The organism is Vibrio limimangrovi (assembly GCF_054064025.1).
In genome coordinates, this window is the sequence record NZ_JBSUGF010000012.1 from 106,099 (window position 1) to 131,171 (window position 25,073).

Annotated in this window: 23 protein-coding genes; 14 read left to right on the forward strand and 9 right to left on the reverse strand. The window is 48.0% G+C overall.

What is annotated here, in order from left to right:
- Positions 1-21 precede the first annotated feature (21 nt).
- From gspG to ACWYU8_RS17150, 8 genes are read left to right on the forward strand one after another with little or no spacing between them, the layout of a single operon-like run.
- The gene (gspG, locus tag ACWYU8_RS17115; RefSeq protein WP_444495629.1) at positions 22-465 is read left to right on the forward strand and encodes a type II secretion system major pseudopilin GspG; all 444 of its coding nucleotides are present in this window, start codon (positions 22-24) and stop codon (positions 463-465) included.
- Positions 466-496: 31 nt separating this feature from the next.
- Entirely contained in the window at positions 497-1,096 is a 600-nt protein-coding gene (locus tag ACWYU8_RS17120) for a prepilin-type N-terminal cleavage/methylation domain-containing protein (protein WP_457520939.1), read from the forward strand.
- Positions 1,083-1,472, forward strand: a complete 390-nt coding sequence (gene gspI, locus ACWYU8_RS17125; protein WP_457520940.1) for a type II secretion system minor pseudopilin GspI — start codon at positions 1,083-1,085, stop codon at positions 1,470-1,472. The genes ACWYU8_RS17120 and gspI overlap by 14 nt, the downstream gene beginning before the upstream one ends.
- Positions 1,459-2,124, forward strand: a complete 666-nt coding sequence (gspJ, locus tag ACWYU8_RS17130) for a type II secretion system minor pseudopilin GspJ (RefSeq protein WP_457520941.1) — start codon at positions 1,459-1,461, stop codon at positions 2,122-2,124. Before gspI ends, gspJ begins: the two co-directional genes overlap by 14 nt.
- Positions 2,117-3,127: a type II secretion system minor pseudopilin GspK gene (gene gspK, locus ACWYU8_RS17135; protein WP_457520942.1), complete on the forward strand. Its 1,011-nt coding sequence runs from the start codon at positions 2,117-2,119 to the stop codon at positions 3,125-3,127. Before gspJ ends, gspK begins: the two co-directional genes overlap by 8 nt.
- Entirely contained in the window at positions 3,096-4,295 is a 1,200-nt protein-coding gene (gene gspL / locus ACWYU8_RS17140) for a type II secretion system protein GspL (RefSeq protein WP_457520943.1), read from the forward strand. Before gspK ends, gspL begins: the two co-directional genes overlap by 32 nt.
- A 7-nt stretch (positions 4,296-4,302) precedes the next feature.
- On the forward strand, positions 4,303-4,794 hold the full coding sequence (locus ACWYU8_RS17145) for a type II secretion system protein M (protein ID WP_457520944.1): 492 nt from the start codon (positions 4,303-4,305) through the stop codon (positions 4,792-4,794).
- 1 nt (position 4,795) lies between these two features.
- The gene (locus ACWYU8_RS17150; RefSeq protein ID WP_457520945.1) at positions 4,796-5,554 is read left to right on the forward strand and encodes a type II secretion system protein N; all 759 of its coding nucleotides are present in this window, start codon (positions 4,796-4,798) and stop codon (positions 5,552-5,554) included.
- Between the two features lie 503 nt (positions 5,555-6,057).
- Here ACWYU8_RS17150 and cysQ read toward each other — a convergent pair.
- The 4 genes from cysQ to ACWYU8_RS17170 form a co-directional block, all read right to left on the reverse strand.
- Positions 6,058-6,885, reverse strand: coding sequence for a 3'(2'),5'-bisphosphate nucleotidase CysQ (gene cysQ, locus ACWYU8_RS17155; RefSeq protein ID WP_457520946.1), 828 nt, complete (start codon positions 6,883-6,885; stop codon positions 6,058-6,060).
- A 44-nt stretch (positions 6,886-6,929) separates the two neighbouring features.
- The gene (nudE, locus tag ACWYU8_RS17160) at positions 6,930-7,493 is read right to left on the reverse strand and encodes an ADP compounds hydrolase NudE (RefSeq protein ID WP_457520947.1); all 564 of its coding nucleotides are present in this window, start codon (positions 7,491-7,493) and stop codon (positions 6,930-6,932) included.
- Positions 7,494-7,656: 163 nt separating this feature from the next.
- Positions 7,657-8,241 (reverse strand): Fe-S biogenesis protein NfuA, encoded by a 585-nt coding sequence (gene nfuA, locus ACWYU8_RS17165; protein WP_457520948.1) that lies wholly within the window; start codon positions 8,239-8,241, stop codon positions 7,657-7,659.
- Between the two features lie 97 nt (positions 8,242-8,338).
- Positions 8,339-9,061, reverse strand: a complete 723-nt coding sequence (locus ACWYU8_RS17170; protein ID WP_457520949.1) for a ComF family protein — start codon at positions 9,059-9,061, stop codon at positions 8,339-8,341.
- An 84-nt stretch (positions 9,062-9,145) separates the two neighbouring features.
- Here ACWYU8_RS17170 and bioH point away from each other — a divergent pair, with 84 nt between their 5' ends.
- Entirely contained in the window at positions 9,146-9,913 is a 768-nt protein-coding gene (gene bioH, locus ACWYU8_RS17175) for a pimeloyl-ACP methyl ester esterase BioH (RefSeq protein ID WP_457520950.1), read from the forward strand.
- A gap of 81 nt (positions 9,914-9,994) precedes the next feature.
- On the opposite strand, the gene ACWYU8_RS17180 is transcribed toward bioH, so the two are convergent.
- Positions 9,995-12,325, reverse strand: coding sequence for a Tex family protein (locus ACWYU8_RS17180; protein ID WP_457520951.1), 2,331 nt, complete (start codon positions 12,323-12,325; stop codon positions 9,995-9,997).
- 210 nt (positions 12,326-12,535) lie between these two features.
- Between ACWYU8_RS17180 and ACWYU8_RS17185 the strand changes: the two genes are divergently transcribed.
- The 5 genes from ACWYU8_RS17185 to envZ all read left to right on the forward strand — a co-directional run bounded on the left by ACWYU8_RS17185 (position 12,536) and on the right by envZ (position 17,975).
- Positions 12,536-14,416, forward strand: coding sequence for a putative ATP-dependent zinc protease (locus ACWYU8_RS17185; protein ID WP_457520952.1), 1,881 nt, complete (start codon positions 12,536-12,538; stop codon positions 14,414-14,416).
- A gap of 128 nt (positions 14,417-14,544) precedes the next feature.
- Positions 14,545-15,036, forward strand: a complete 492-nt coding sequence (gene greB / locus ACWYU8_RS17190; protein WP_457520953.1) for a transcription elongation factor GreB — start codon at positions 14,545-14,547, stop codon at positions 15,034-15,036.
- Positions 15,037-15,146: 110 nt separating this feature from the next.
- The gene (locus tag ACWYU8_RS17195; RefSeq protein WP_457520954.1) at positions 15,147-15,446 is read left to right on the forward strand and encodes a DUF1090 family protein; all 300 of its coding nucleotides are present in this window, start codon (positions 15,147-15,149) and stop codon (positions 15,444-15,446) included.
- 390 nt (positions 15,447-15,836) lie between these two features.
- Positions 15,837-16,556 carry an osmolarity response regulator transcription factor OmpR gene (gene ompR, locus ACWYU8_RS17200; RefSeq protein ID WP_457520955.1) on the forward strand — a complete coding sequence of 240 codons (720 nt, stop codon included), beginning with the start codon at positions 15,837-15,839 and terminating at the stop codon, positions 16,554-16,556.
- A 126-nt stretch (positions 16,557-16,682) separates the two neighbouring features.
- Positions 16,683-17,975 carry a two-component system sensor histidine kinase EnvZ gene (gene envZ / locus ACWYU8_RS17205; RefSeq protein WP_457520956.1) on the forward strand — a complete coding sequence of 431 codons (1,293 nt, stop codon included), beginning with the start codon at positions 16,683-16,685 and terminating at the stop codon, positions 17,973-17,975.
- A gap of 80 nt (positions 17,976-18,055) precedes the next feature.
- On the opposite strand, the gene ACWYU8_RS17210 is transcribed toward envZ, so the two are convergent.
- The 4 genes from ACWYU8_RS17210 to spoT all read right to left on the reverse strand — a co-directional run bounded on the left by ACWYU8_RS17210 (position 18,056) and on the right by spoT (position 25,047).
- Positions 18,056-19,447: a uracil-xanthine permease family protein gene (locus ACWYU8_RS17210; RefSeq protein WP_457520957.1), complete on the reverse strand. Its 1,392-nt coding sequence runs from the start codon at positions 19,445-19,447 to the stop codon at positions 18,056-18,058.
- A gap of 223 nt (positions 19,448-19,670) precedes the next feature.
- Complete coding sequence (gene recG, locus ACWYU8_RS17215) at positions 19,671-21,752, reverse strand: ATP-dependent DNA helicase RecG (RefSeq protein ID WP_457520958.1); 2,082 nt, start codon at positions 21,750-21,752, stop codon at positions 19,671-19,673.
- 438 nt (positions 21,753-22,190) lie between these two features.
- On the reverse strand, positions 22,191-22,874 hold the full coding sequence (gene trmH, locus ACWYU8_RS17220) for a tRNA (guanosine(18)-2'-O)-methyltransferase TrmH (protein ID WP_457520959.1): 684 nt from the start codon (positions 22,872-22,874) through the stop codon (positions 22,191-22,193).
- Between the two features lie 52 nt (positions 22,875-22,926).
- Entirely contained in the window at positions 22,927-25,047 is a 2,121-nt protein-coding gene (gene spoT / locus ACWYU8_RS17225) for a bifunctional GTP diphosphokinase/guanosine-3',5'-bis pyrophosphate 3'-pyrophosphohydrolase (protein ID WP_457520960.1), read from the reverse strand.
- Positions 25,048-25,073 lie beyond the last annotated feature (26 nt).

A 25,073-nucleotide genomic window follows, 5' to 3' on the forward strand; every position in this document is an offset into this window, starting at 1 on the left:
ATCTAACTTTCGGAGAAAAAAATGAAATTTAAGCGTAGTAAACAACACGGCTTCACACTATTAGAAGTGATGGTGGTTGTCGTTATCTTAGGTATCTTGGCAAGCTTTGTGGTGCCAAACCTACTTGGCAACAAAGAGAAGGCAGATCAGCAAAAAGCGATCACGGATATTGTTGCACTGGAAAATGCATTGGACATGTACAAACTAGATAACAACGTTTATCCAACTACGGATCAGGGGCTGGATGCATTGGTAAACAAACCGTCAAACCCTGAACCACGTAACTACCGTGACGGCGGTTACATCAAGCGTCTGCCAAATGATCCTTGGGGTTATGAGTATCAGTACCTAAGCCCAGGAGACAATGGAACGATTGATATCTTCACACTAGGTGCAGATGGTCAAGAGGGCGGTGAAGGTCCAGCAGCCGATATTGGCAACTGGAACATGCAAGATTTCCAATAATACCGAATCTAAGCCAGCACCAATGAAGCAAATGCGTAAACATCAAGGTTTTACATTAATAGAAATACTATTGGTGCTGGTTTTATTATCACTGACCGCTGCGGCAGTGATCGCTACAATACCTACCAGTCAAAAAGACCTTTCAAAACAATACGCTCAAAGTTTCTTCCAGCGCTTACAATTGCTTATTGAGGAAGCCGTACTTAGTGGTAAAGATTTTGGCGTTCAAGTCGACGACGTTGCCGCGTCGTATGAGCTGTTAATTTTAACTGCCGAAGGTTGGAAACCACTTCAAATGAGGCAGATACCAAGTAAAACCTCACTCGATGAAGGTATTGCGTTGCAATTGGAGCTAGGGGGGGGCGCTTGGGAAGATGACGATCGCTTGTTTAAGCCCGGCTCTCTCTTCGATGAAGATATGTTCGCGGAACAAAAAGCAAAGGAAAGCATTAAGCCCCCGCAAGTTTTTGTCTTTTCGAGTGCAGAGCTGACACCGTTTACGTTGTCATTTTTCCCTAAGAATAGTGATGTGCAAAATGATGGGTGGCGTGTGGTAGGTAAAGAATCTGGGCAAATTTTTTTGTTAGCTCCGGGAGAGGAAGTTGAAGGGGATGAGAATGCTCAATTTTAAGCAAACTCGCCCTAATTTAAGTCTGCGTCGTGTAAGAGGCATGACGTTACTTGAGGTGTTGGTGGCTCTGGCGATATTTGCCACCGCAGCTATCAGCGTCATTCGTTCTGTGAGTCAGCACATTAATACGGTTAGCTACTTAGAAGAAAAAATGTTTGCAGCTATGGTTGTGGATAATCAGATGGTCAATGTGATGTTGGATACTGGTGAGCTAAAAGCCAAAAATGGCACAGAAGAGCTCGCTGGACGCACTTGGTACTGGAAAGTGTCTCCAATCGCCACAACGCAGCCATTGCTGAAAGCATTTGATGTGAGTGTCGCGACGGAAAAAGAGGCCAGCCCAGTTGTGACGGTAAGAAGTTATGTGGCGCAGTAGAGTACAGCTCATGTCCGGGCGGCATCAGCAAAAAGGTTTTACACTTATCGAAGTGCTGGTGTCAATTGCCATCTTCGCCAGCTTGAGTGTTGCAGCTTATCAAGTGGTCTCGCAAATACAGCGCAGCAATCAATTGTCTCAGGAACGTACAGAGCGTTTGAACGAACTTCAGCGCACGATGGTGATGATGGACAATGATTTTCGTCAAATTGCATTGCGCCGTACACGAACGGATGGTGAAGAGCCTGCAGAGCAACTGATTTTTTGGTCAGATTATTTACTGGATTCAGACGCTAAAGGGGTGATGTTTGCTCGTTTGGGGTGGCATAACCCTCAGCAACAGTTTCCTCGCGGAGAGGTTACTAAAGTTGGTTACCGCCTAAAAGGTGGCACGTTGCAGCGGATCTGGTGGCGTTATCCAGACACACCGGTTGGGCAGGAAGGCATTGTCACCCCACTGCTGACTCAAGTCGAATCTTTCGACTTACGCTTTTACGACGGTTCGCAATGGCAAAGTGGTTGGGATAGCAGTGATAGTTTGCCTAAAGCGGTATCTGTGGTACTGACGCTAAAAGACTACGGCAAAATCACCAGAACTTATCTGACTCCCGATGGAACGTTAAGTGAGTTGGGGGGTGACGACAATGGTTAATCGTCAGCGTGGCGTCGCTTTACTTATTGTCCTGATGCTGTTGGCGATCATGACGACAGTGGCTGCCAGTATGTCAGAACGTCTGTTCGTCCAGTTTCAACGTGGTGGCAACCAGATTAATTATCAGCAAGCGTATTGGTACAGTGTCGGGGTAGAAGCGCTGGCAAAAGTCGGTATTGAACAGAGTTTTAAGGACACCGATACCATTAATATGAGCCAGCCTTGGGCGATTAAAGATCAGGTTTATCCGCTCGACTATGGTCAGGCAACCGGGCGTATATGGGACAAACAGGCCTGCTTTAATCTCAACGTATTGAGCCGCGTTCAGGCTACAAGTGAACAAACCGTGAGACCCTATTTGGTTCAGGTGCTACAGCGTTTATTAGAAGAAGTGGACATTGAGTCCTATCAGGCTGAAGTTATTGCAGACTCTACCTGGGAATACATTGACAGTGACTCTGTGGTTCGCACGATGGCAGGTGTCGAAGACAGCACTTATGAAGCGATGAACCCAGGTTACCTGACGGCAAATAGCTGGATGGCCGACAAAACGGAGTTACGCGCTGTTTATCAAGTGAGTGGCGAGGACTATGAAAAGTTAGCGCCTTTAGTATGCGCGATTCCCAGTGATGACTGGCGTCTCAATGTCAATACCATCGAGGTGGAACAAGCTCCGATTTTAGTTGCCATGTTTTCACCGGGCTTAAGTAGCAGTGATGCGGTACAGTTGATTGAAAAACGTCCATTTGATGGATGGGACAATATTGAAGCGTTTTTAGCTGAGTCAGAATTAGCTGGCTTGAGCGAAGAGGTAACGAAAGAGGCAAAGGCGTATTTAGGTGTCGATAGTGCTTTCTTCGAATTAGATGCACAAGTGCTGGTGGATGATTCACGCGTGCGTATCCAAAGCCTTTTGCAAAGTACAAACAGAGATACGGTGACGGTAGTACGCCGTCGTTTTGGAGGGATCAGTGAGCGAGTTTCTGACCGTTCGGCTGAGTAGCGAACAACAAAGTACCATTCCTTGGGTGGTGTGGTCGACAGAGCAACAGGAAGTGATTGCCAGCGGCGAAATTGCCGGTTGGGAACACTTGGATGAGTTGGCTTCTTATGCCAATCAGCGCCCTGTGTTTGCTCTTTTAGCGAGCAATGATGTGGTGCTCACTCAAGTGGATATCCCCGCTGGTGCGGAACGTCGGCTTGATACTATGCTGCCATACCTTGTCGAAGATGAAGTCGCGCAGGATGTCGATAATCTTCATTTTACAGTCTTGAGCAAAGAGCCCGGCAAAGCTCAGGTTTGTGCGGCTGAACGTGCCTGGATTCAGACGGTATTACAGCGTTTTTCTAGCCACGGGATGCTCATTAAGCGCATTTTACCGGATGTCCTGGCATTACCAGTCAATGAAAACAGCAGCGCGGCCGTCATTGAGCATCAGTGGCTGATTCGTCACTCTCAGACAGAAGGCGCGGTAGTCGATGCTTCATGGTTAGACCTTTACCTCACCTCTTATCTACAAAACCATGTCGGTTGGAAACTGGATTGTTACAGCTCTGTGCCTGAGTCTGCTGTCAGTGAAGTATGGGTACCCCAGCCAGAAGAAATGACCATGGCGCTGTTGGCGAAAGGCGCTGCTGAAAGCAAAATTAACTTATTGACTGGCGAGTTCAAACCAAAGTCTTCCTGGGGTAAGTATTGGAAAATCTGGCAAAAAGCAGCCATTACTGCAGCTGTATTTTTGGTGGTGCTGGTGGCCCAGCAATTGCTGATGGTGAATAAGTACGAAGCGCAAGCTCAGGCCTATCGTGATGAAAGCGAACGCATCTTCCGTCAGGTTTTTCCTGGTAGAAATCGCATTCCGACGGTGAGCTATCTGAAACGTCAGATGACGGATGAAGAGCGTCGTTTATCTGGTGGTTCTAGTGATGAAGCCATGTTGTCCTGGCTGGCAGCCCTGCCTTCAACGCTTGGTCAGGTCAAAGATTTGGAGATCACTAGCTTTAAATATGATGGTCAGCGTGGCGAAGTCAGAATTCAGGCTCGCAGTTCCGATTTCCAGCCGTTTGAGCAGGCACGCGTGAAGCTGACTGAAAAATTTAACGTTGAGCAAGGACAGCTTAATCGCAACGATAAAATTGTGATAGGCAGCTTTGTTCTGAAGCGTTTGTGAGGTCGTGATGAAGAATTTAATCGCTCAAGTACAAACTTGGTGGAGTGCCATCTCGCAGCGTGAACAGCGTATGGTGATGGGGTGTGGTGCGATAGCGGTCGTTGGTCTCATCTATTGGGGGATTCTCCAACCCGTCAGTCAACGAGCAGAGTTGGCTCAATCTCGAATCCAAAGTGAAGTCGAGCTTCTTGCTTGGGTGCAAGATAAAGCAAATGAGATCACAGCACTGCGTAAGAGTGGTGGTGTGAGCTACTCCAATCAGCCACTCAACCAACTGATCTCTTCTTCGGCGCGCCGTTATCAAGTGGAACTGATCCGTGTTCAGCCTCGCAATGAGAGTGTTCAGGTATGGATTAAGCCACTGGCTTTTAATCAGTTAGTTGATTGGTTACGTTATTTAAAGGATCAACAAGGTATCGAAGTGGAATTCCTTGATATTGACCGTACGGACCAAGCGGGCATGATTGATGTAAACCGCCTGCAATTTAAGCGAGGGTAAAGTGAAGCGAGTTGTACTTTACGTTGTAATCTTTATTGTTTTCTTCTCGGTCAGTTTACTGACGGGATTACCGGTTTCCTGGGCTCTTAAGCAAAGCCCAAATGTGCGAGGCTTAGACATTCAGGGTGCTCAGGGCACGATTTGGCAAGGTCAGGCATCCAATGTTCGTTGGCAGAACCAAAACCTGGGTGAAGTGAGCTGGGATTTCCAATGGTCAGCACTGTTTACCGGTAAAGCAGAATTTGCTGTACGTTTTGGTCGTGGTAGCGATATGGATGTGCGAGGACGTGGCTTTGTCGGTTATGGTTTTGGCGGCGCTTATGCGAAAAACCTGGTGGCATCGTTGCCTGCAATCAAAGTGGTTGAACAGGCGCGACTACCCATTCCGGTTGGTGTTGATGGTCAGTTAGAACTCAACATTCGCCATGCGACTTATGCTGAACCATGGTGTGAAACGGGTGAGGGTACGTTGGTATGGAGTGCCAGCGGCATTCAAAGCCCATTAGGTAACCTTGAACTTGGTCCTGTGGTGGCAAACTTGAATTGCCAGGACAGCGTGCTGACCGCATCTGGTGAGCAAAACAGCCAGCAGGTTTCTGCGGCTTTCTCTGCAGAGTTAATGCCAAATCAGCGTTACTCGACTAAAGCGTGGTTTAAGCCGGGCGCTGAATTTCCTCCAAACATGAGCGAGCAACTGCAGTGGCTGGGTAAGCCTAACGCACAAGGACAGTATGAGTTTGATTACAAAGGGCGCTTTTAGGCCTAACCTCAAAAAAAGCGAAATGTGTAAAGAACCAGCGTAAATAAATGAATGTTGCTCGTTGATCTGCGAGCAACACATTCCCGTCTTCAGTCATCCTGAACAGCGACGAAGGAGCGTGATTCAGGATCTTCTATCCGAGTACTTTGTTGCCCAAGAGATTTCTATATGTTCTCAGCGCGCTGGTATTAGATTCCTAGTCTCGCGAAGGCTCGCTGGAATGACCGATAAGAGTCCTCAATAGATAGGTATTCTGTCAATGTGCAGCTCTTTTTGCTTTTGGATCATAGTAGGCCAAACCCTCTAATCGCTGTACGCGAAAATCCCTTCCTTTAAGTATTTTAATGTAAATTGCTGATATTATTTTGTTTATTAAGTTTACGTACAGCTGCTTGAGCTTTTAGATCATAGTAGGTTAAATGCTAGTAACGCTGTACGGCACAAAAAGAAAGGCCACGAATTGGATTCGCGGCCTTTCTTTTTGTTCGGTGATTGCTGTGAACTTAATCTTTACGTTGAAGAATATCATCCCAAGGTAACCCTTCATCACCGAGTACGATGAAGTTAGGGTTTTCCAACGTTTCCCGTTCGTTGTAAGACAGTGGTTCTAACTGAGTGCTCAGAATACGGCCTCCAGCCTCTTCAACGATGCATTGCGTTGCGGCCGTGTCCCATTCGCCGGTCGGACCTAAACGAAGATAACAATCCACCGCACCTTCGGCCACTAAACATGCTTTCAATGCGGCAGAACCTAACGGGATCAGCTCATAGTTCCAGGCGCTGCTCATACGGTTGGTGATACGGTTGATGTCCTGACGACGACTGATCGCAATCGCAATGTTTTGTCCGGGATGTTCGTGCGTGTGAGTATGTATTCTTACACTCTCTGACATATCCGGAATTTTCCAGGCACCTTTGCCACTGTATGCGTAATAGGTCACGCCAGATACGGGGCCGTACACTACACCCATGGTTGGCTTATTGTTATCTACTAAGGCAATAATGGTTGCGAAGTCACCACTGCGAGCGATGAACTCCTGCGTACCATCAAGAGGGTCGACCAGCCAGTAACGTTGCCATTGAGCACGTTTCTCAAGGCTGATGTCGGCTGCTTCTTCGGATAAAACGGGAATATCTGGAGTGAGCTCGCTTAAGTGTTCGGTGATGAATTTGTGCGCGGCAATATCAGCGCTGGTGACCGGAGTTTCATCACTTTTGGTGTATTCTTCGTATTGTTTTTTTTGATAAATATCGAGGATCAGCTGTCCGGCGCTGCGAGCGATCTCGATAACTTGAGGCAGCAGGTGAGATAGATCTTTGGTTATTGGCATAAGTGATTGTCCTTGCTCACAACGAAGATTCGGCGCTTAGGTTGTTATCGGCTGTGCGTGGTATCAGGTAAATGTCTCAGTGCTAACATCAAGGCGGTGATGCTGCGAGCTTCACTGAAATCCAGGTGTGTTAACAGTTCTTCCGCTTGCGCCAGTGGCCAGCGTACTACCTCTAGCGGCTCAGGCTCATCGCCTTCTTGCTTTTCCGGATACAGAGCCTGACCCAAAAACAGGGTCATTTTGCTCGAAAAGTAAGAAGGAGCGAGGATCACTTGCTTCAGAGGCGTCAGATCATTGCACCCAAATCCAATTTCTTCCTTCAACTCGCGGTTGGCTGCCTGATGTGGCGTTTCACCCGGATCGATAAGACCTTTGGGAAAGCCCAGTTCATAGCGCTCGGTACCAGCTGCGTATTCGCGTACTAGCAATAAGTCGCCTTGCTCGGTAATAGGTACAACCATGACTGCGTCTCGACCACTTGGCTTCATTCGCTCATACGTACGATGTTCGCCATTAGAAAAGCGAAGGTCGAGGGCTTCCACTGCAAACAGTTTTGATTTTGCGACCGTCTGACAAGAGAGAATCTCTGGTGGGGTCCTTTTCGACATAGCGCTGGCTCCTTGGTATCGTTGACTCATTGTCAAGTGAGTAAGGTTCTTAATATATGAGAACTCTGCGTGAGTTTCTAGCTGGAATTTATCGCTGTATAGATACAAAAGTGGGAGACCTGAGCCTCCCACTTTCAATGAATGCACTTAGCTTACACTTATCTTAATAGTAAGAGTGATCACCACGGTCATGTTCTGTGGCATCACGTACCGCTGTCAGCTCACCAGAAAACTGGTTTAGCAGCTCTTTTTCGATGCCTTCTTTCAGTGTTACATCGACCATAGAGCAACCGTTACAGCCGCCACCGAATGAAACGATAGCAACACCTTGTTCAGTAATTTCAACCAGACTTACGTTACCACCGTGGCCAGCAAGTTGTGGGTTTACCTGAGTTTGAATAGCGTATTCAACACGCTCAACAAGTGATGCATCATCTGACACTTTACGCATTTTCGCGTTTGGTGCTTTTAGCGTTAGTTGAGAACCCATTTTGTCGGTCACGAAGTCGATTTCAGCATCGTCAAGAAATGGCAGGCTTAGCTCATCGATATAGGCTGAAAAACCGCTGAATGAAAGTTCCGTGTCAGTTCCTTCCACCGCTTCTGGCGGGCAGTAAGACACACCGCACTCAGCGTTTTGTGTTCCTGGGTTCACAACGAAAATACGAATGTTGGTACCTTCCGGCTGTTGGCCGAGAAGATTAGCGAAATGCGTTTGCGCAGTTTCTGTAATAGTAATATTTGACACGACGAATACCTGAGTAAATTTGTAGGTTACTGCTGCTATTCTACTCTTGTTGACGTATGGGTCTAGCTTTTTTGGTGCTAACCCATGGTGAATCGATCTAGAGAGAACTAGGAGCAGCGGTTCTGCAGATGCAGTAAATATCGATGCTTTCTACACCAACTTCAAGTAATAATTCGCATAATTGCCGCACAGTACTGCCTGTGGTGACTACATCGTCAACAATCGCAACGTGTTTACACTTAGGCTCTCTATTAAGTACAAACGCCCCTGTTAAGTTGTGCTCCCGGTGAGCCCTCGTATGGCCTCGCTGAGAGTCGGAATGTCTGATACGGCGAAATATACGGCAATCACAATCGCTTCGTAAATGCGTTGCCAAATGTCTGGCGAGTAGGTCACTTTGATTGAAACCACGAGATAAGTAACGCCGCCAATACAATGGAACGCTGGTAATGAGCGGAGCAGGCGTCGGAATACGTTCGGCGAGCAATTGCGTCATAGCGTCGAGGTGCCAGAGTTCGCCATGATCTTTAATTTTCTGTACTTGATGAGACAGTGGAAAGCTGTAATCGCCAAGCGTAAAGAGTCGTTGCCATGGCGGTGGACTGCTCAGACACTCTCCGCAGAGCAGATTGTTTTTCTCTTCTTCTGTCATAGCCAGACCGCAGCTTGGACACCTTTTGATAGGGGCAAGATACTGAAAACAATGGTGACACCAACGCAGCGGATTGGGTTGTGAAAGCGTAGTCAGTGGCAGTTGACACAAACCGCATTGGTTACCGAGCACGTGATGCATGATGTTTTGCCATTGATGAGATAACATAGCGCTTATTCAAGGTTAGATTTTGCACAGATTAACGCTTGAGTGAAACCGTAAGGACTAAGTTAAGTGGGAGAGATTGAGAGCATGAGCACGAATTTACACTGGCAGTCGTTTGGTCAGGGACCGGACTTAGTGTTGCTGCATGGCTGGGGAATGAATGGCGCGGTTTGGCAGCAAACGGTCGAGACTCTCCAGTCCTGTTTTCGGGTGCATGTGGTTGACCTTCCCGGGTATGGTTACAGTGCTGAGCATCATGGTGAAGATTTAGCCCACATCGCACAGATGGTGCTTGAAAGCGCGCCAGAGAAAGCGGTATGGCTTGGTTGGTCGTTAGGTGGTTTGGTCGCAACGCAAATTGCACTTAACGCTCCGGAGCGTGTAAGCAAGTTGATCACCGTTGCCAGCTCTCCAAAATTTGCCGCCGATAAACCGTGGCGTGGTATTCAGCCGACGGTACTGAGTGCTTTTACCGCTCAGCTTCTTGAGGATTTCTCACTTACGATTGAACGTTTTATGGCTTTGCAAGCGATGGGCAGTCCATCAGCACGTAAAGACGTAAAACTGCTCAAGCAAGCGGTGCTCTCTCGCCCTCAGCCGAATCCAGACTCACTGTTGGTGGGTTTAACTATTTTGGCGGAAGTTGATCTACGCGAAGCGCTGGCTTCACTCACGATGCCGATGCTGCGGGTGTATGGACGACTAGACGGTCTGGTACCGATTAAAGTTGCCACCGATCTGAATGAGCACTTGCCGCATACCGAGCATGTTATTTTCAGTCAATCTTCTCACGCCCCATTCATGACGGAACATGAGGCGTTTTGTACTCAAGTTCGAGAATTTGCTTACCGTTAACGAGCTGTGATGTAAAACGCTCCTTTCAGAACTGTCTGACAGGAGCGTTTTCATTTTTAGCGTTTACGATTTATCAGCGTTTTATTTTTTCGCTTTGGCAAAAGCAGCCGCAAATGCACCACCCATCGCATTGTTTCCTAATGCACTGTTTGATGTAGTTTCATCGCGGCGTGGCTGACGACGTTGCTGGTCATTGCGGCTCGGCTCGGCTGAACGCTGGCTGCGGTTATCCTGACCCGGTTCGTCGTTCAGACGCATCGAGAGAGCGATACGTTTACGCTGTACATCCACTTCCATCACTTTGACTTTGACGATGTCGCCTGCCTTCACCACTTCTCGTGGATCCGAGACAAAGCGATCCGTCAGTGCTGAGATGTGTACGAGACCATCTTGATGGACACCGATATCAACGAAGGCACCAAAGTTTGCGACGTTCGATACCACACCTTCCAGAATCATACCTGGTTCCAAGTCTGCTACGGTGTTAACTCCGTCAGCAAAGGTCGCGGTTTTAAACTCAGGACGAGGATCCCGACCCGGTTTATCCAGCTCTTTTATGATGTCAGTGACGGTTGGTACGCCAAAGTTATCGTCAGTGTAATCAACCGCATGCAGTCCTTTCAGGAACGCAGTGTCGCCAATCAGAACTTTGATGTCTTTGTTGTTTTTCTCGGCAATGGTTTTGACGACAGGATACGCTTCCGGGTGAACCGAAGAGGCATCCAGTGGGTTTTTACCATCCATAATACGCAGGAAGCCCGCACACTGTTCAAAGGCTTTCGGCCCAAGGCGAGGCACTTTTTTCAGTGTGGTGCGCGCATCGAAACGGCCATTTTCATCACGGAAATCGACAATGTTTTGCGCGATGGTGCTGGAGAGGCCAGCCACGCGAGTCAGCAGTGCCGCTGATGCGGTATTTACATCCACACCCACCGCGTTTACACAGTCCTCAACCACCGCGTCCAGACGTTTCGCCAGCATCGATTGGCTGACGTCATGCTGGTATTGGCCCACACCGATGGATTTAGGATCGATTTTCACCAGTTCAGCCAGAGGGTCTTGCAGACGACGTGCAATCGACACCGCACCACGCAGCGATACGTCCATATTCGGGAACTCTTTCGCTGCCAGTTCTGATGCTGAGTAAACCGAAGCTCCGGCTTCGCTCACCATGATTTTTTGTACTTTCAGATTGCCGCGTTTGATCAGATCTGCGACAAAGCTATCTGTTTCGCGAGACGCGGTGCCGTTACCAATTGCAATCAGGTCAACGTTGTATTTGCGTACTAACTGGTCCACGACCTGAGCGGACTTGTCGTATTGGTTTTGTGGCGGGTGCGGGTAGATGGTCTCGGTCGTCAGTACTTTACCTGTGGAGTCTACCACGGCGATTTTTGAACCAGTACGCAGACCCGGATCGAGGCCCAGAGTGGCACGAGGGCCAGCTGGAGCCGCCATCAACAAATCTTTCAGGTTAGTGGCGAATACTTCAATCGCTTCGATCTCAGCACGCTCTTTCATCGCGCCCATCAGTTCGGTTTCCATGTGCATCGATACTTTGATGCGCCACGCCCAACTGATCACTTGTTTGCGCCATGTATCTGCAGGGGCACTGCTTAACGTCACGCCATAATGGTCAGCAATGATGGTTTCGCAGTAAGACTGACGTGCGCCCTCTTCCTGATCAGGGTCGGCATTCATGGCCAGCGTGAGGAAGCCTTCATTGCGGCCGCGCAACATCGCCAGTGCACGGTGAGATGGCACTTTGTTTAGTGGTTCGTTGTGACTGAAGTAATCTTTAAACTTCTCACCTTCGTTTTCTTTACCTTCGACAACGCGAGCAACCAGCTCCGCGTGACGGTTCAGATGCGTACGAATCTTTTCTAGCAGGTTGGCGTCTTCGGCGATGCGTTCTATGATGATCGCGCGTGCGCCATCCAATGCTGCCTTGGTATCTGCGATGCCTTTGTCTGCATCAAGGTATTTGCTTGCTTCGCTTTCAGGATCTGTTTGCGGATGATGCCAAAGGGCGTCAGCGAGGGGCTCAAGCCCTGCTTCAATCGCAATCTGGCCTTTGGTTCGACGCTTAGGTTTGTAAGGCAGGTAAAGATCTTCAAGACGAGTTTTGCTGTCTGCCTGAGTGATTTCTCGTTCCAGTTCCGGGGTCAGTTTGCCCTGTTCCTGGATAGATTTCAGAATGGTTTGACGACGGTCGTCCAATTCACGCAGATAAGACAGGCGACTGTCCAGCGTACGCAATTGGGTATCATCAAGGCCACCGGTCACCTCTTTACGGTAACGTGCAATAAAAGGGACCGTGTTACCGTCATCAATCAGAGTGACAGCTGCGTTGACTTGCTCAGGGCGAACATTCAGCTCTTGAGCAATCATGCGACAGATAGCTTGGCTCATCCGTGTATTCTCTTTTTATTCAGTTGAGTTTCATTAGTCATATAAACATTGGGGTCGTTCAATCAATTTGCAATGTTTTAAACTAGGATGTCGAAAATTTACCGGGCACTGGTGGACATCGGTCAGGTTTATGTCAAAACTTGAATTAAATTGAGAACTTATACCCTCGACGATCGACTAAAGTACGTACCTTAGCTCATAGGGATAATCATGATGAAAAAAATGTATTTGGCTCTGGCGCTTGCGAGTGCCTTACTTGTTGCTCCGTTTAGCTGGGCGCAATCACTTTCTGCAACCACGCAAGACCCCATCTACCAGCTTGATGACAAACTGGTTTTGGGACGGGTGGAAAATGTGTATTACAGTGAGATTCCGGAGCTGAGTGATGTGCCGTTTATGGGTAAGATTGATACGGGTGCGGATACCACATCCATGCATGCCGAAAATATTCATGTCACCAGTACTCATCCAGACTTCAGCAGCCTGAAAGATAACGAATTGCTTTGGGCGATAATCGATGATCTTGGCGGCACCAAAGCCAAATGGGATGAAGGAACCTTCGAACCGTATCAGGTCAAGGTGAGTTTTACGATTCAACATCCATACACGGGCGAACAGATAACCGTCACCGATGACCTGGATCGCATCAGTGCTATTCGCAGCCGCACCAGTAAAAAGCCAATATTGCGTCCGACCGTCAAAATGCCAATGACGATTGCGGGTCATACGGTGGATACCATTGTGAATTTAACCGCGCGCAAACAGTTTTCCGCGCCGATTCTGATTGGTAAAACCTACCTGAATAACAATGCTTGGGTATTTGCCGGATACGACTATCTGCAACAACAACCCAAGGCGACAATGATTGGTAAGCAAGAGCTTGTCTCTGTTGAAGGCGTTCCTTACAAAGTCAGCGTTGCGACCGCAAGTCGTTACACCAACGCGCATGCGCTGGATATCAATGTTGATAAAAAAGCCAAGCAAGTTTCCTTTACCTTAGAGGGAGAAAACGGTAAGCGACACCCGATGACACTACCATTGATTCGCATGCTTAAAACGACCAAAGGTGAGCGACCACTGGTGTACTTACCGGTGCAAGTGTCAGAGAGCGAAACTCAGCATTGGTTGGTGTACTTACGAGATCGCAGTCAGTTCAGCTCACAGATGCGCTTAGGTAAGGATGTCATTAGCCAGCATTTCGTGGTGGATACCGACAAAGAAAATCTGCTCGGTGGTGTGGAAAAGACCTTCAAAAACGCATTGAAAAAGAAACCGTTAGTTATCTCTCCGGAAGAAACGGTCAGTATTGATGGTTATGTTTTGCCCGCTTCCCCGACCTTTACTGTCAAAACTCCTCTGTTGCGTGTTAATGGTTTTGAGTTGAGCGAAAAAGGCAAAGACGAAGTTGCGACGTACTACTTAACCAATGAAAAGGGGAAAGAAGAAAAAATAACTAAGCCTGTGCTGAAGAAACTGAAAGTGGGTGAGATGGTGCGTCCTGTGGTTGAAGGTGATTTTTCTTTTGGCACACAGGAGAAAACGTTGGAATTTGCCATTGATGTTCTGGAGGACAACGAAACCCAGCCATTTTTTGTCTTCGGTCATAATATGGCAAAAGGTGGTGTGTTGCTGAATACCCGCGCTGATCATCTGTTGGATGCAAAACCATTGTTCCGGGCGGGACACATTGAAGTGGCGGAAGTGGAAGGCATGTCGATTCCAGTTAAGCTGGATACCGGCGCTGATGTCAGCTCAATAAGCGCGACGGATATCAAGCAATTTCAGAAAGATGGCAAAGACATGGTGAGCTTCACTTACGAAAATGAGCAGGGAGTAAAGAAAGAGTTTACCCGCGAGGTGGTGAATATCATGAACATTACCGCCAAGAAGGGCGAAAAAATCAACGTTCGACCTGTGGTGGAAATGCGCGTCAAGCTGGGAGATCTGGAGAAGAAAATCGAGGTCAATCTTCAGGACAGAGAGCGCTTTAAGTACAGCATGATTTTGGGTAAAAACTTCCTCAAGCATGGCGTGGTGGTTGCCAGTGAAAGCAAGTACCTTGTGACCAAAAAGTCGGATGCCGATAAGTAAAAACTCAGTCAATTTGTGGGCTCAACCCCAAAGTCGCTGCGTGTTTTACTTATAGTGATTGGTATAATCTCAGGATTCGAGTCGGGTCATAAACCAAACTAATACCACCCATCTCCAAAGGAAAAAAATTGAAAACTAAGCTGATAACACGAGAAGGTTATAACAAACTTAAACAAGAGCACGATTATCTCTGGAACGAAAGACGCCCGGAAATCACCAAGATAGTCACTTGGGCGGCCAGCCTGGGAGATCGCTCTGAAAATGCAGATTACACTTTCAACAAACGATTATTACGTCAGATTGACCGTCGGGTTCGTTTTTTAAGAAAGTTTTTACCTGAAGTCACTATCGTCGATTATTCTCCTCAGCAAGAAGGCAAGGTCTTTTTCGGTGCATGGGTGGAGATAGAAAACGAAGCGGGTGATGTGAAGAAGTTTCGTATTGTCGGTCCGGAAGAGATATATGGCGATGCAAAAGGCTATATCTCTATCGACTCGCCAATGGCGCGCGCGATGCTAAAAAAACAAGTCGATGAAGAGTTTACGGTTAAGACGCCTGAGGGTGATAAAGAGTGGTTTATCAACTCGATTGAGTACAACGTATCGCAAGCAGACGATTAACTTCCCGAAATTTCGCATGGTTGGCAAGGAAATGTGCCGACTATGCTTAACCGGTATCCTCATTCATCCTGAAACAAAAGGCATAGTGCGCTTTTAAAAGGAGAACATAAATGATGAGAGCAGTGATTAGTGGCACAGTATTAACCGTCGGATGTTCATTTTCCGCTCTTTCCCAGGACGAGTTAAAAGGGTGTGACGCCAAAGAGTTTGCTGTCGAACAACAGCTAGAGTACGCCAAAGTACAAGGCAAAGATAAGCACATTGAAGGGCTAGAGCGTGCGCTGGCCACCATCCAAAGCGAGTGCATCAGAGAAGAACAACGTCAGCAGTTACACGCGGAAATTGAGAAAAGCGCTCATAAACAAAAGTTACAAACCACGAACAAGTCAGAATGGGAAATGAGCCAGTAGTCTCCTTTAATAATTGAATGCCAGTCGCTTAACGGCTTTTAACAGGTCATTCCAGCGAGCTCTAGCGAGACTAGGAATCTAATATCAGCGTGCTGCTGAGATATAGAAAACTTTTTTACAATAAAGTGCTCGGATAGAAGATCCTGAATCACGCTCCTTCGTCGCTGTTCAGGATGACTGATAGACTGGGGTTAGAAAATGTACGCTATTACTTTTAATCGGCGGTATTTTTTCCAGTTTGAGCAATCACTTCGTTCAATCTCAATTCTGTATTTGAGAAATAAGGTGCCAAATGCACCGCTCAGATAAAAAGAGTAACAATTTGCACAAGCACGCTTGAAAAAACAGTGATACATTTTCGACAACAGATGCTTCTGAAAGGATGTTTCAATGCAGGAAAATCATAAAATATTAGTGGTTGATGACGATGCTCGTTTACGTGCTCTATTGGAGCGTTACCTTTCTGAGCAAGGTTTTCAGGTTCGTAGTGTTGCCAATGGCGAACAGATGGACCGTTTACTGACGCGCGAAAATTTCCACCTGATGGTGCTGGATTTAATGCTGCCAGGTGAAGATGGTTTGTCCATTTGTCGCCGTTTACGCAATGCAAATAATCTGTTGCCAATTCTGATGCTGACAGCAAAAGGTGACGAAGTTGACCGTATTGTTGGCTTAGAAGTCGGCGCAGACGATTATCTGCCAAAACCATTTAACCCGCGTGAGCTGCTCGCTCGTATTAAAGCGGTGTTGCGCCGCCAAACGATCGAGTTGCCGGGCGCGCCAAGTACTGAAGAAAAAATTGTTGAGTTTGGCGAGTTTCGCCTGAATCTGGGAACTCGTGAAATGTTCCGTGGTGATGAGGCGATGCCGCTAACATCGGGCGAGTTTGCGGTACTTAAGGCGCTGGTGACGAATGCGCGAGAGCCAATGTCGCGAGACAAACTGATGAATATGGCACGAGGTCGTGAATATTCAGCGATGGAACGTTCTATCGACGTACAAATCTCTCGTCTTCGTCGCATGCTGGAAGAGGACCCAAGTAAGCCACGCTACATTCAGACGGTGTGGGGCTTAGGTTACGTATTTGTCCCAGACGGCAAAGAAGCGTAATCACGTTATCTTCATCGCCGATAATCGGTCTGCTGTTTCGTCCTCAATCTTCCTGGTTGAGGGCGAAAACTCGCGGTCAGGCACTTTCTTTTAGCTACACTCTCTTAGGATCACCAGGAACTGTCCATGCGAATCCGAAGTTCACTCACTCAATCCATTCTGCTGTTTATTTCTTTGCTTCTCGCTAGCCAAGTCTTTTCTTATTACGCCGTTTTCAACTATGCGTTGATGCCGAGTTTGCAGCAGTTCAACAAAATTCTTGCCCACGAACTGAATCTGGTCCTCGATGCGAATGGAGAACTGAAGTCAGATGCGCCGCTACGACGTCAACTGCTGGAAAGGCTAGGCGTGACGGTACACAGCGTCGACAGCGAACAGGCGAACGAGTTTAACCACGCAATGACGATAGATTTGATGTCGGAAGAGATGACGCAAGAGCTGGACTCTCCGACGGAAGTGCGTTTGATGTTAGGCGATGAGAGTTACATTTTGTGGATGCACATCGAGAAGCTGCCGAACTCGCTCATTCGTATTCCGCTATCGGAGCTGCAAGAAGAAGACTTTGCCCCGCTGTTCCGTAATAGTCTGATTATGGCACTATTGATTATCGCTGGTGGCTGGCTCTTTATCCGATTGCAGAACCGCCCATTGCTGACTCTGGCGAAGGCAGCGAAAGGCGTCGGGCGAGGCGAAATTCCCCCGCCGTTACCGGAGAAAGGGGCAACTGAGATTCGCTCTGTAACCCGGGCTTTTAATCAGATGTCGAAAGGTATTCAAGAGCTGGAAGAAGACCGAGCATTGCTGATGGCAGGGATCAGCCATGATTTACGTACGCCACTGACGCGAATTCGTCTGGCGACGGAAATGATGTCGCCAGAGGACAGCTATTTAGCCGAAGGCATCATCAGTGATACCGAAGAGTGTAACGAGATCATTAGCCAGTTTATGGACTATCTGAAGCCGGTAAGCAACCAGACGTTTGAAGCTGTTTATCTCAATGATATTGCACGTGATGTGGCGAGTGCAGAAGGCGGTTATGAGCAGGAAATTGAGACACAAATTGAAGAGTCAATCAAACCAGCTCTGGGTAATCCGATTGCGATAAAACGCGCAGTGACTAATTTAGTGGTCAACGCGGTTCGCTACGGAAATGGCTGGATTAAAGTCTCTACTGGCATGACAGCAGACAAGAAGTTAGTTTGGGTAACGGTAGAAGACAACGGTCCTGGCATCGAGCCGGGTCAGATCGGCAAGTTGTTTGAACCGTTTACGCGGGGGGATACTGCCCGTGGTAGCGAAGGTACCGGTCTGGGTCTGGCGATCGTTAAGCGTATCGTCAGCCAGCATTCAGGTTCGGTTGTGATGCGCAATCGCAGTGAAGGCGGTTTAATCGCTCAAATCAGCTTCCCGACCAAGTAAATCAATACCTAACCTGACTACAAATTAAAAAGGCCAACCTAAGTTTCCAGGTTGGCCTTTTGTCTTATCCTATGATCAGTTTAGGATTCTTTGACTTCCTGAGCTTCAGATTCTTCTTCTTCTTCCAGTTTTTCAGGCAATAACAAGTTCAAGATGATTGCTGTGATACCACCGGCAGCCACACCCGTTGAGAAGATGCTCTTAATAAACTCAGGCATGAATTGTAGAATTTCAGGCTTCTGAGCGATACCCAGGCCCATAGAGAAGGACAGCGCCATGATAAGAATGGCACGACGGTCGAGATCCACACGAGAGATAATGCGCACACCTGCGGCCGCAATCGTACCGAACATGACGATGGTTGCGCCGCCAAGTACAGGTTCAGGAATCAGCTGTACGAAGCTTGCCACGCCCGGGAATAGACCAAGTAAAACCAGCATAGCTGCGATGAAGTAGCCTACGTAACGGCTTGCCACACCTGTCAGCATGATGATGCCGTTGTTTTGGCTGAAAGTAGAGTTCGGGAAGCTGTTAAAGACCGCTGCGATAGCTGAGTTCAAGCCGTCAGCAAGCACACCGCCTTTGATGCGTTTCATGTAAACCGGACCTTTTACCGGCTCGCCTGATACTTCTGACGTTGCAGTAATATCGCCAATGGCTTCCAGAGCAGTAATGAAGAAAATCAGTACCAGCGGAATAAACAGCGACCAGTCAAACGCTAAGCCATATTGCATCGGAATTGGTAGCGCCACCAGAGTGGTTTCACTTAACTTAGATGTGTCTACCATGCCCATGAAGTAAGCCATCACATAGCCAACCAGCATCGCAATCACAATAGAGGCAACGCGAATGTACGGGTTATTTGAGCGGTTCAGAAGCACAATCAGGCCCAGTACCGTGCCAGCCAGAGCCAGTTTATCCAGACTGCCAAAAGTGCCGTCACCCATCGCGGCATAACCGCCGCCCATCGAGACTAATCCAACCTGGATCAGTGTCAGGCCAATCAGAGTCACCACAATGCCAGATACCAGCGGAGTAATGATGCGGCGAGCGTATTCAAGCACTCTTGAAAGCAAAATTTCTGCGAATGAGGCCACCAGAATGGTACCGAAAATAGCCGCCATCATGGTGTTGATGTCTGCGCCACCTGCTTTCAAGGACAAGCCAGCACCAATAATTGGACCTAAAAAGTTAAAGCTGGTGCCTTGTACTGACAATAAGCCAGAACCTATCGGACCGAAGGTACGAATCTGGATAAATGAAGAGACACCAGAAGCAAATAGAGACATGCTGATAATCGTGTTGGTCTGATCGGCCGGAACACCTAAAGATTGGCAGATGATCAAAGAAGGGGTGATAACTGCGACGAACATCGCAAGCAGGTGCTGAATGGCTGCGAAAATGGTTTGTGGCAGTGGTGGGCGATCATTTAATTGATAGACCAGTTCCGAAGATCGGTTTGAAGTTGTCATGGTTTGTCTCGCTTGTCGCAATGTGTATTCCCCATAACTCGCTGAATGGGAGTGCTGGGAGAAGCTGACGTTTTGATCTGTGATTGCTGTTAATCAGAGTCAACTCAGATTGGCTTGTGTAAATACCCGGAAATTTGTGCGAGATTATAGAGTGATTTATCCAAAAGGCAAACGATTGCCTTGCTGGGGTAACTTGAAATCAGTTGATAGCTCCACTTTGGACTTATGCTTTTGAATAGATGTCTCGCTCGCCTAACCAACGTTCGATAATGGCAGTGGCATTAGTAGGGTAATTATCGTGAATATGGCGTGCAATGCGCTGAACTTCGGGAATTAAGCGCTGATCTCGAACCAAATCGGCAATCTTAAAATCTGCTAGTCCCGTTTGCTTGGTCCCCAACAATTCACCTGGGCCTCGGATCTCCAAATCTTTTTGCGCAATAACAAAACCGTCATTGCTTTCACGTAGTACGCCAAGACGCTTTTGCGCCGTTTTAGACAATGGAGAGTGGTAGAGCAGAACACAGTGACTAGCGACAGAGCCTCGTCCGACGCGGCCTCTTAGCTGGTGTAGCTGCGCTAAACCGAGTCGCTCCGGGTTTTCGATGATCATCAGGCTTGAGTTTGGCACGTCTACACCAACCTCTATCACGGTTGTTGCGACGAGCAGGTGGAGTTGGTTGTTTTTAAAATCCTGCATCACGGCCTGTTTTTCAGCGGGTTTCATGCGGCCATGAACTAAGCCAATTTTCACATCCGGCAGTTTGCGCTGTAGGTCTTCTGCGGTATCAGCGGCGGCTTGTGCCTCCAATACTTCAGATTCATCAATTAAGGTACACACCCAGTACGCTTGTTTACCTTCGTTAAGGCAGGCATGACGAACCCGTTCAACGATGTCGTCGCGTTTTGTATCCGGAATCGCCACAGTTTGAATTGGCGTTCGTCCCGGTGGTAATTCGTCAATTACTGAGGTTTCTAAGTCGGCATACGCAGTCATCGCCAACGTACGCGGAATCGGTGTTGCGGTCATGATCAACTGATGCGGATAAGCACCTTGCTTGGCACCTTTCTCGCGCAACTCTAATCGCTGGTGGACGCCAAAACGGTGTTGCTCATCGATAATCACCAGAGCTAAATGATGGAATTCGACATGCTCCTGGAACAGCGCGTGAGTGCCCACTACCATTTGCGCTTCACCGCTGGCAATGCGTGCGAGCTCTACTTCTTTGGCTTTGCCCTTTAATTTACCAGCCAGCCAGCCCACCTGAATTCCCATTGCTTCAAACCAGTTAGCGAAGTTGATGGCGTGTTGCTCTGCAAGCAGTTCGGTTGGTGCCATAAGAGCCACCTGGTAACCGTGTTCAATCGCACGAACGGCGGCCAGCGCAGCTACTAATGTCTTCCCTGACCCAACATCACCCTGAACAAGGCGCATCATCGGATGGGCTTTTTCTAGGTCGGCTTCAATCTCTTTGACTACACGTGCCTGTGCATTGGTGGGTGAAAATGGCAATTGCTCTAGCAGCTGTTTTTTCAGCTTTTCACAAGGGGCAAGAGGCAAGGCGATATCTTGTTGCCCTTTGCTGCGTACAGCCAACATTGAGAGATTCTGTGCCAGTAGCTCTTCCATGATCAGGCGGATTTGAGCCGGGTGCTTACCGTCATCAAACTCATCCAGGTTGATCGTCGGAGGCGGTCGGTGAATCGTGTGCAACGCTTCAGACATGGTGAGCTGATGATTATATAAACCCGCTGGCAGTAATTCTTGGACGGCGGTTTTATCGAGCAACTCCAATGCCTGCTCGGTCAGGTTGCGCAGAGTGATTTGCCTTAGGCCATCGGTGGTTGGATATACGGGAGTGAGGTTTTGTTCTAAATCTGGTTTTTGTTCGCTGATATAGAATTTGTAATCAGGATGGACAATTTCCAGCCCCATTCCGCCACGCTTTATCTCACCGTAAGCGTGCACTAACTTACCTTGAGAGAAGTTGTTCTTCATGGCAGCAGTAAAATTGAAAAAACGCAGCGTGATAGTGCCATTTCCATCGCTGATTTTTACCGTCAGCATTTTGCGTTTACCAAAAATGGTATCCACTGCCATAACTTTGCCTTGTACCGCAGCCCAAAGACCAGCATGAAGCTTGACGATAGGATAAATACGGGTGCGATCTTCGTAACGAAGTGGCAAGTGAAAGAGTAAATCCTGAACCGAGTGCAGGCCGATTTTGGCAAGTTTTTCTGCGACTTTAGCGCCAACCCCAGAAAGTGAGGTTAAAGGAACAGCAGATAACAGTTGGGCAGACATAGCAGGCTCAGGAAAATGGTTAACATTGCAATATGTTAACCATTTAGCTGTGTTTTTGTACAGGAATAAATAAAGATCCTAGGGAAAAGAAAGGTCTTAGGTCCTAGAAAAAGACTAGGAATACGGAGCGCTTCGCTTACGGATTACAGAGCTCAATGGTTAAAATTCGTCATTCTGGACAGCGACGAAGGAGCGTGATTCAGAATCTACTTTCCGCGAGTACTGGTGCTTAAGGCGTTAGCTTCGCCCCTGCATTAGTTGTACGTAGATTCCTGATGTCGCTATGGCTCCTCGGAATGACGGAAAAGGAGGCTGAATACGGGGAGAGAACAATCAGTATTCGGTAGTCTGTATTGCAAAAAGCAAATATAAGAATCTACGTCTACCGCTTCATTTCCAACAAGCTCCCCCTAGGATCTAAAACCTAGCCCCTTTAACCTATTTCTTCTGCATCTCTTGCCACCACGCTTCATCGGCGATGATTTGGCCTTCATCGTCAAGTGGTGGGTAGTCTAGCCCCTTGCGTTTGGCCACTTTGGCCAGAACTGGGTGGCCACGCTCAAAAAGAATTCGGTTGATGGTTTCTTTTGGCAGTGTGCTTTCTTCGCGATCGTACATTCCGGCAGCTTCGCGCTGACGCTGAGCTTCATACAATATCACCGCACTTGCGACAGAAACATTAAGCGACTGAACCATGCCAATCATAGGAATGATGATGTCTTGATCGGCGAGCTGCTTGGCTTGTTCAGAAGCACCCACTTTCTCGCTGCCTAAAATGATCGCGGTTGGCTTGGTGTAGTCGATTTCACGAAAATCGATCGCAGTTTCTGACAAGTTGGTGACCAGGACCTGCATGCTCTGTGCTTTTAGTTCAGTGATGGCGTTTTCAATAGAGTCATGAGTCTCGACTTCTACCCAGTTACGAGCACCAGCAGAGGTGTGAAGTAACGTGCGCATCTTTTCTGGCCAAATCGCGTGGACTTTGTGTAAGCCCGTGGCATCGGCAGTACGTATCACTGCAGAAACATTGTTTGGCTTGTGGACTTCTTCCAGACATAACGTCAGGTCGGTTTGGCGAGCATTCAGGACTTGGTGAATGCGTTTGTAGCGTTCTAGATTCATAATTTTTTAGATATAAAAAAATCGCCACCTAGTGAGTAGGTGGCGATGGGTTTTATCTTCTTCTGCGTCGGACTCGGGTTGCATGTGGCATCGCTTTAATTTTACGCATGATGCCAGCAAGGTGGACCCTATCTTTCGTGGTTAACAGTACAGTGATGGTATACAGTCGACCGTCACGCTCTTCTGTTGAAAGACCATGGATGTTCGAACCAGTTTTCGAAATCACATTGGTCAGTTCAGCCAGCGCACCTTGGTGGTTGAGCATATCGACTTTGAGTTCTGCAATAAACTCTTTGTCGTAATCGTCAGACCAGGCAACAGCCATATAGCGATCCGGTTCTTTCTGGTAACCGCGTACGTTTGGACAAGTCTCACGGTGTACGACCAGACCACGTCCCGGTGATACGTGAGCAATAATGTGATCGTCCGGGATCGGATGACAACAGTTGGCAAAGGTAAGCAATAGCCCTTCCGCACCGCGAATTGGTAGCTTTTTCTTCGAATCTGTTGACATCGAACTGGTTGTTGTGAGCTCTTCAGTATCACCAAGAAGACGACGGGCAATGACAATGCTCATTAACTCGCCGAGGCCAATCGCAGCCAATAAGTCATCGACACTGGCTAAACGAAGATCGGTCAGAACTTCTTTGACGTTGTCCGGGTAAATCGAGTCAATCGAATGTCGACCAAGCGCATGATTCAACAAGCGGCGACCGAGTGTAATGGACTCTGCACGACGCATGGTTTTGAGCACCTGACGAATTTTAGTTCGTGCACGGGACGTCACGACATAGTTCAGCCATGCTGCGTTCGGACGAGCACCAGGAGCACTGATGATTTCTACCGTTTGACCGTTTTTCAGTGCCTTACTCAGTGGGTAAGGATTACGGTCAACGCGAGCACCAACACAAGAGTTACCTACGTCAGTGTGTACGGCATAAGCGAAGTCAACTGCTGTCGCGCCAAGTGGTAATTCGACGATGCGGCCTTTCGGTGTGAAAACGTAAATTTCGTCTGGGAACAGATCCGATTTTACGTTTTCAATGAATTCAAATGAGTTACCCGCGCTTTGTTGTAGTTCAAGCAGGCTTTGCATCCAGCGTTGAGCTTTGACTTGCGCTGTGGTGCCAGACTTGTCGCCTTTGTCTTTATAAGACCAGTGAGCCGCCACACCTTTATCCGCCATTTGATCCATATCTTCAGTACGGATCTGGACTTCAACCGGAACTCCGTGAGGGCCGACCATTGAAGTATGCAGTGATTGGTAGCCGTTAGCTTTTGGTACCGCGATGTAATCTTTCATGCGGCCCGGGCGTGGTTTGTACAGGCTATGCACCTGACCCAGAACGCGATAACAAGTATCAGCGGTGTCAACAACCACTCGGAATGCGTAGATGTCCATGATGGTATGGAAGCGCTGCTCTTTGGTTTTCATCTTGTTATAGATAGAGAACAGGTTCTTCTCACGCCCCACAACGCGTGAACTCAGACCGACATCTTGCAGGCGGCCTTCTATCTCGCTGTGGATACGTTGGATCATCTCTTTACGGTTACCGCGCGCCGTTTTCACGACTTCTTTAAGAACGCGATAGCGGTTTGGATACAGGGCTTCAAAACCCAGCTCTTCCAACTCAGTTTTGATATTGTGAATACCAAGACGGTGAGCAAGTGGGGCATAGATTTCTAACGTTTCGCGGGCAATTCTGCGTTTTTTATCTGGTCGAAGCGCGCCGAGCGTGCGCATATTGTGCGTGCGGTCAGCCAGTTTGATCAGGATTACGCGGATGTCTTGCACCATGGCCAGAACCATCTTACGAAAGTTCTCAGCCTGAGCCTCTTTCCTGTCACGGAATTTGAGTTTGTCCAGTTTGGATACACCATCAACCAGTTCAGCCACGGTATTGCCGAATTTCTCTTCGAGATCTTCTTTGCTGACATCGCAATCTTCTATCACGTCATGCAATAGAGCGGCTTGAAGGGTTTCAATATCAAGGCGCATTTCGGCCAGGATTCGAGAAACAGCGACGGGGTGGATGATGTATGGTTCCCCGCTAGAACGGGTTTGCCCTTCATGGGCATCTCGCGCTACCACATAAGATTGACGCAGAGCCTCTATCTGAGGCTCTGTTAGGTATTCTTGGGCAACGTCTTTGAGGCTATCGAATAGATACAAATTATAGGCCCGGGAGGTTGTTGAAT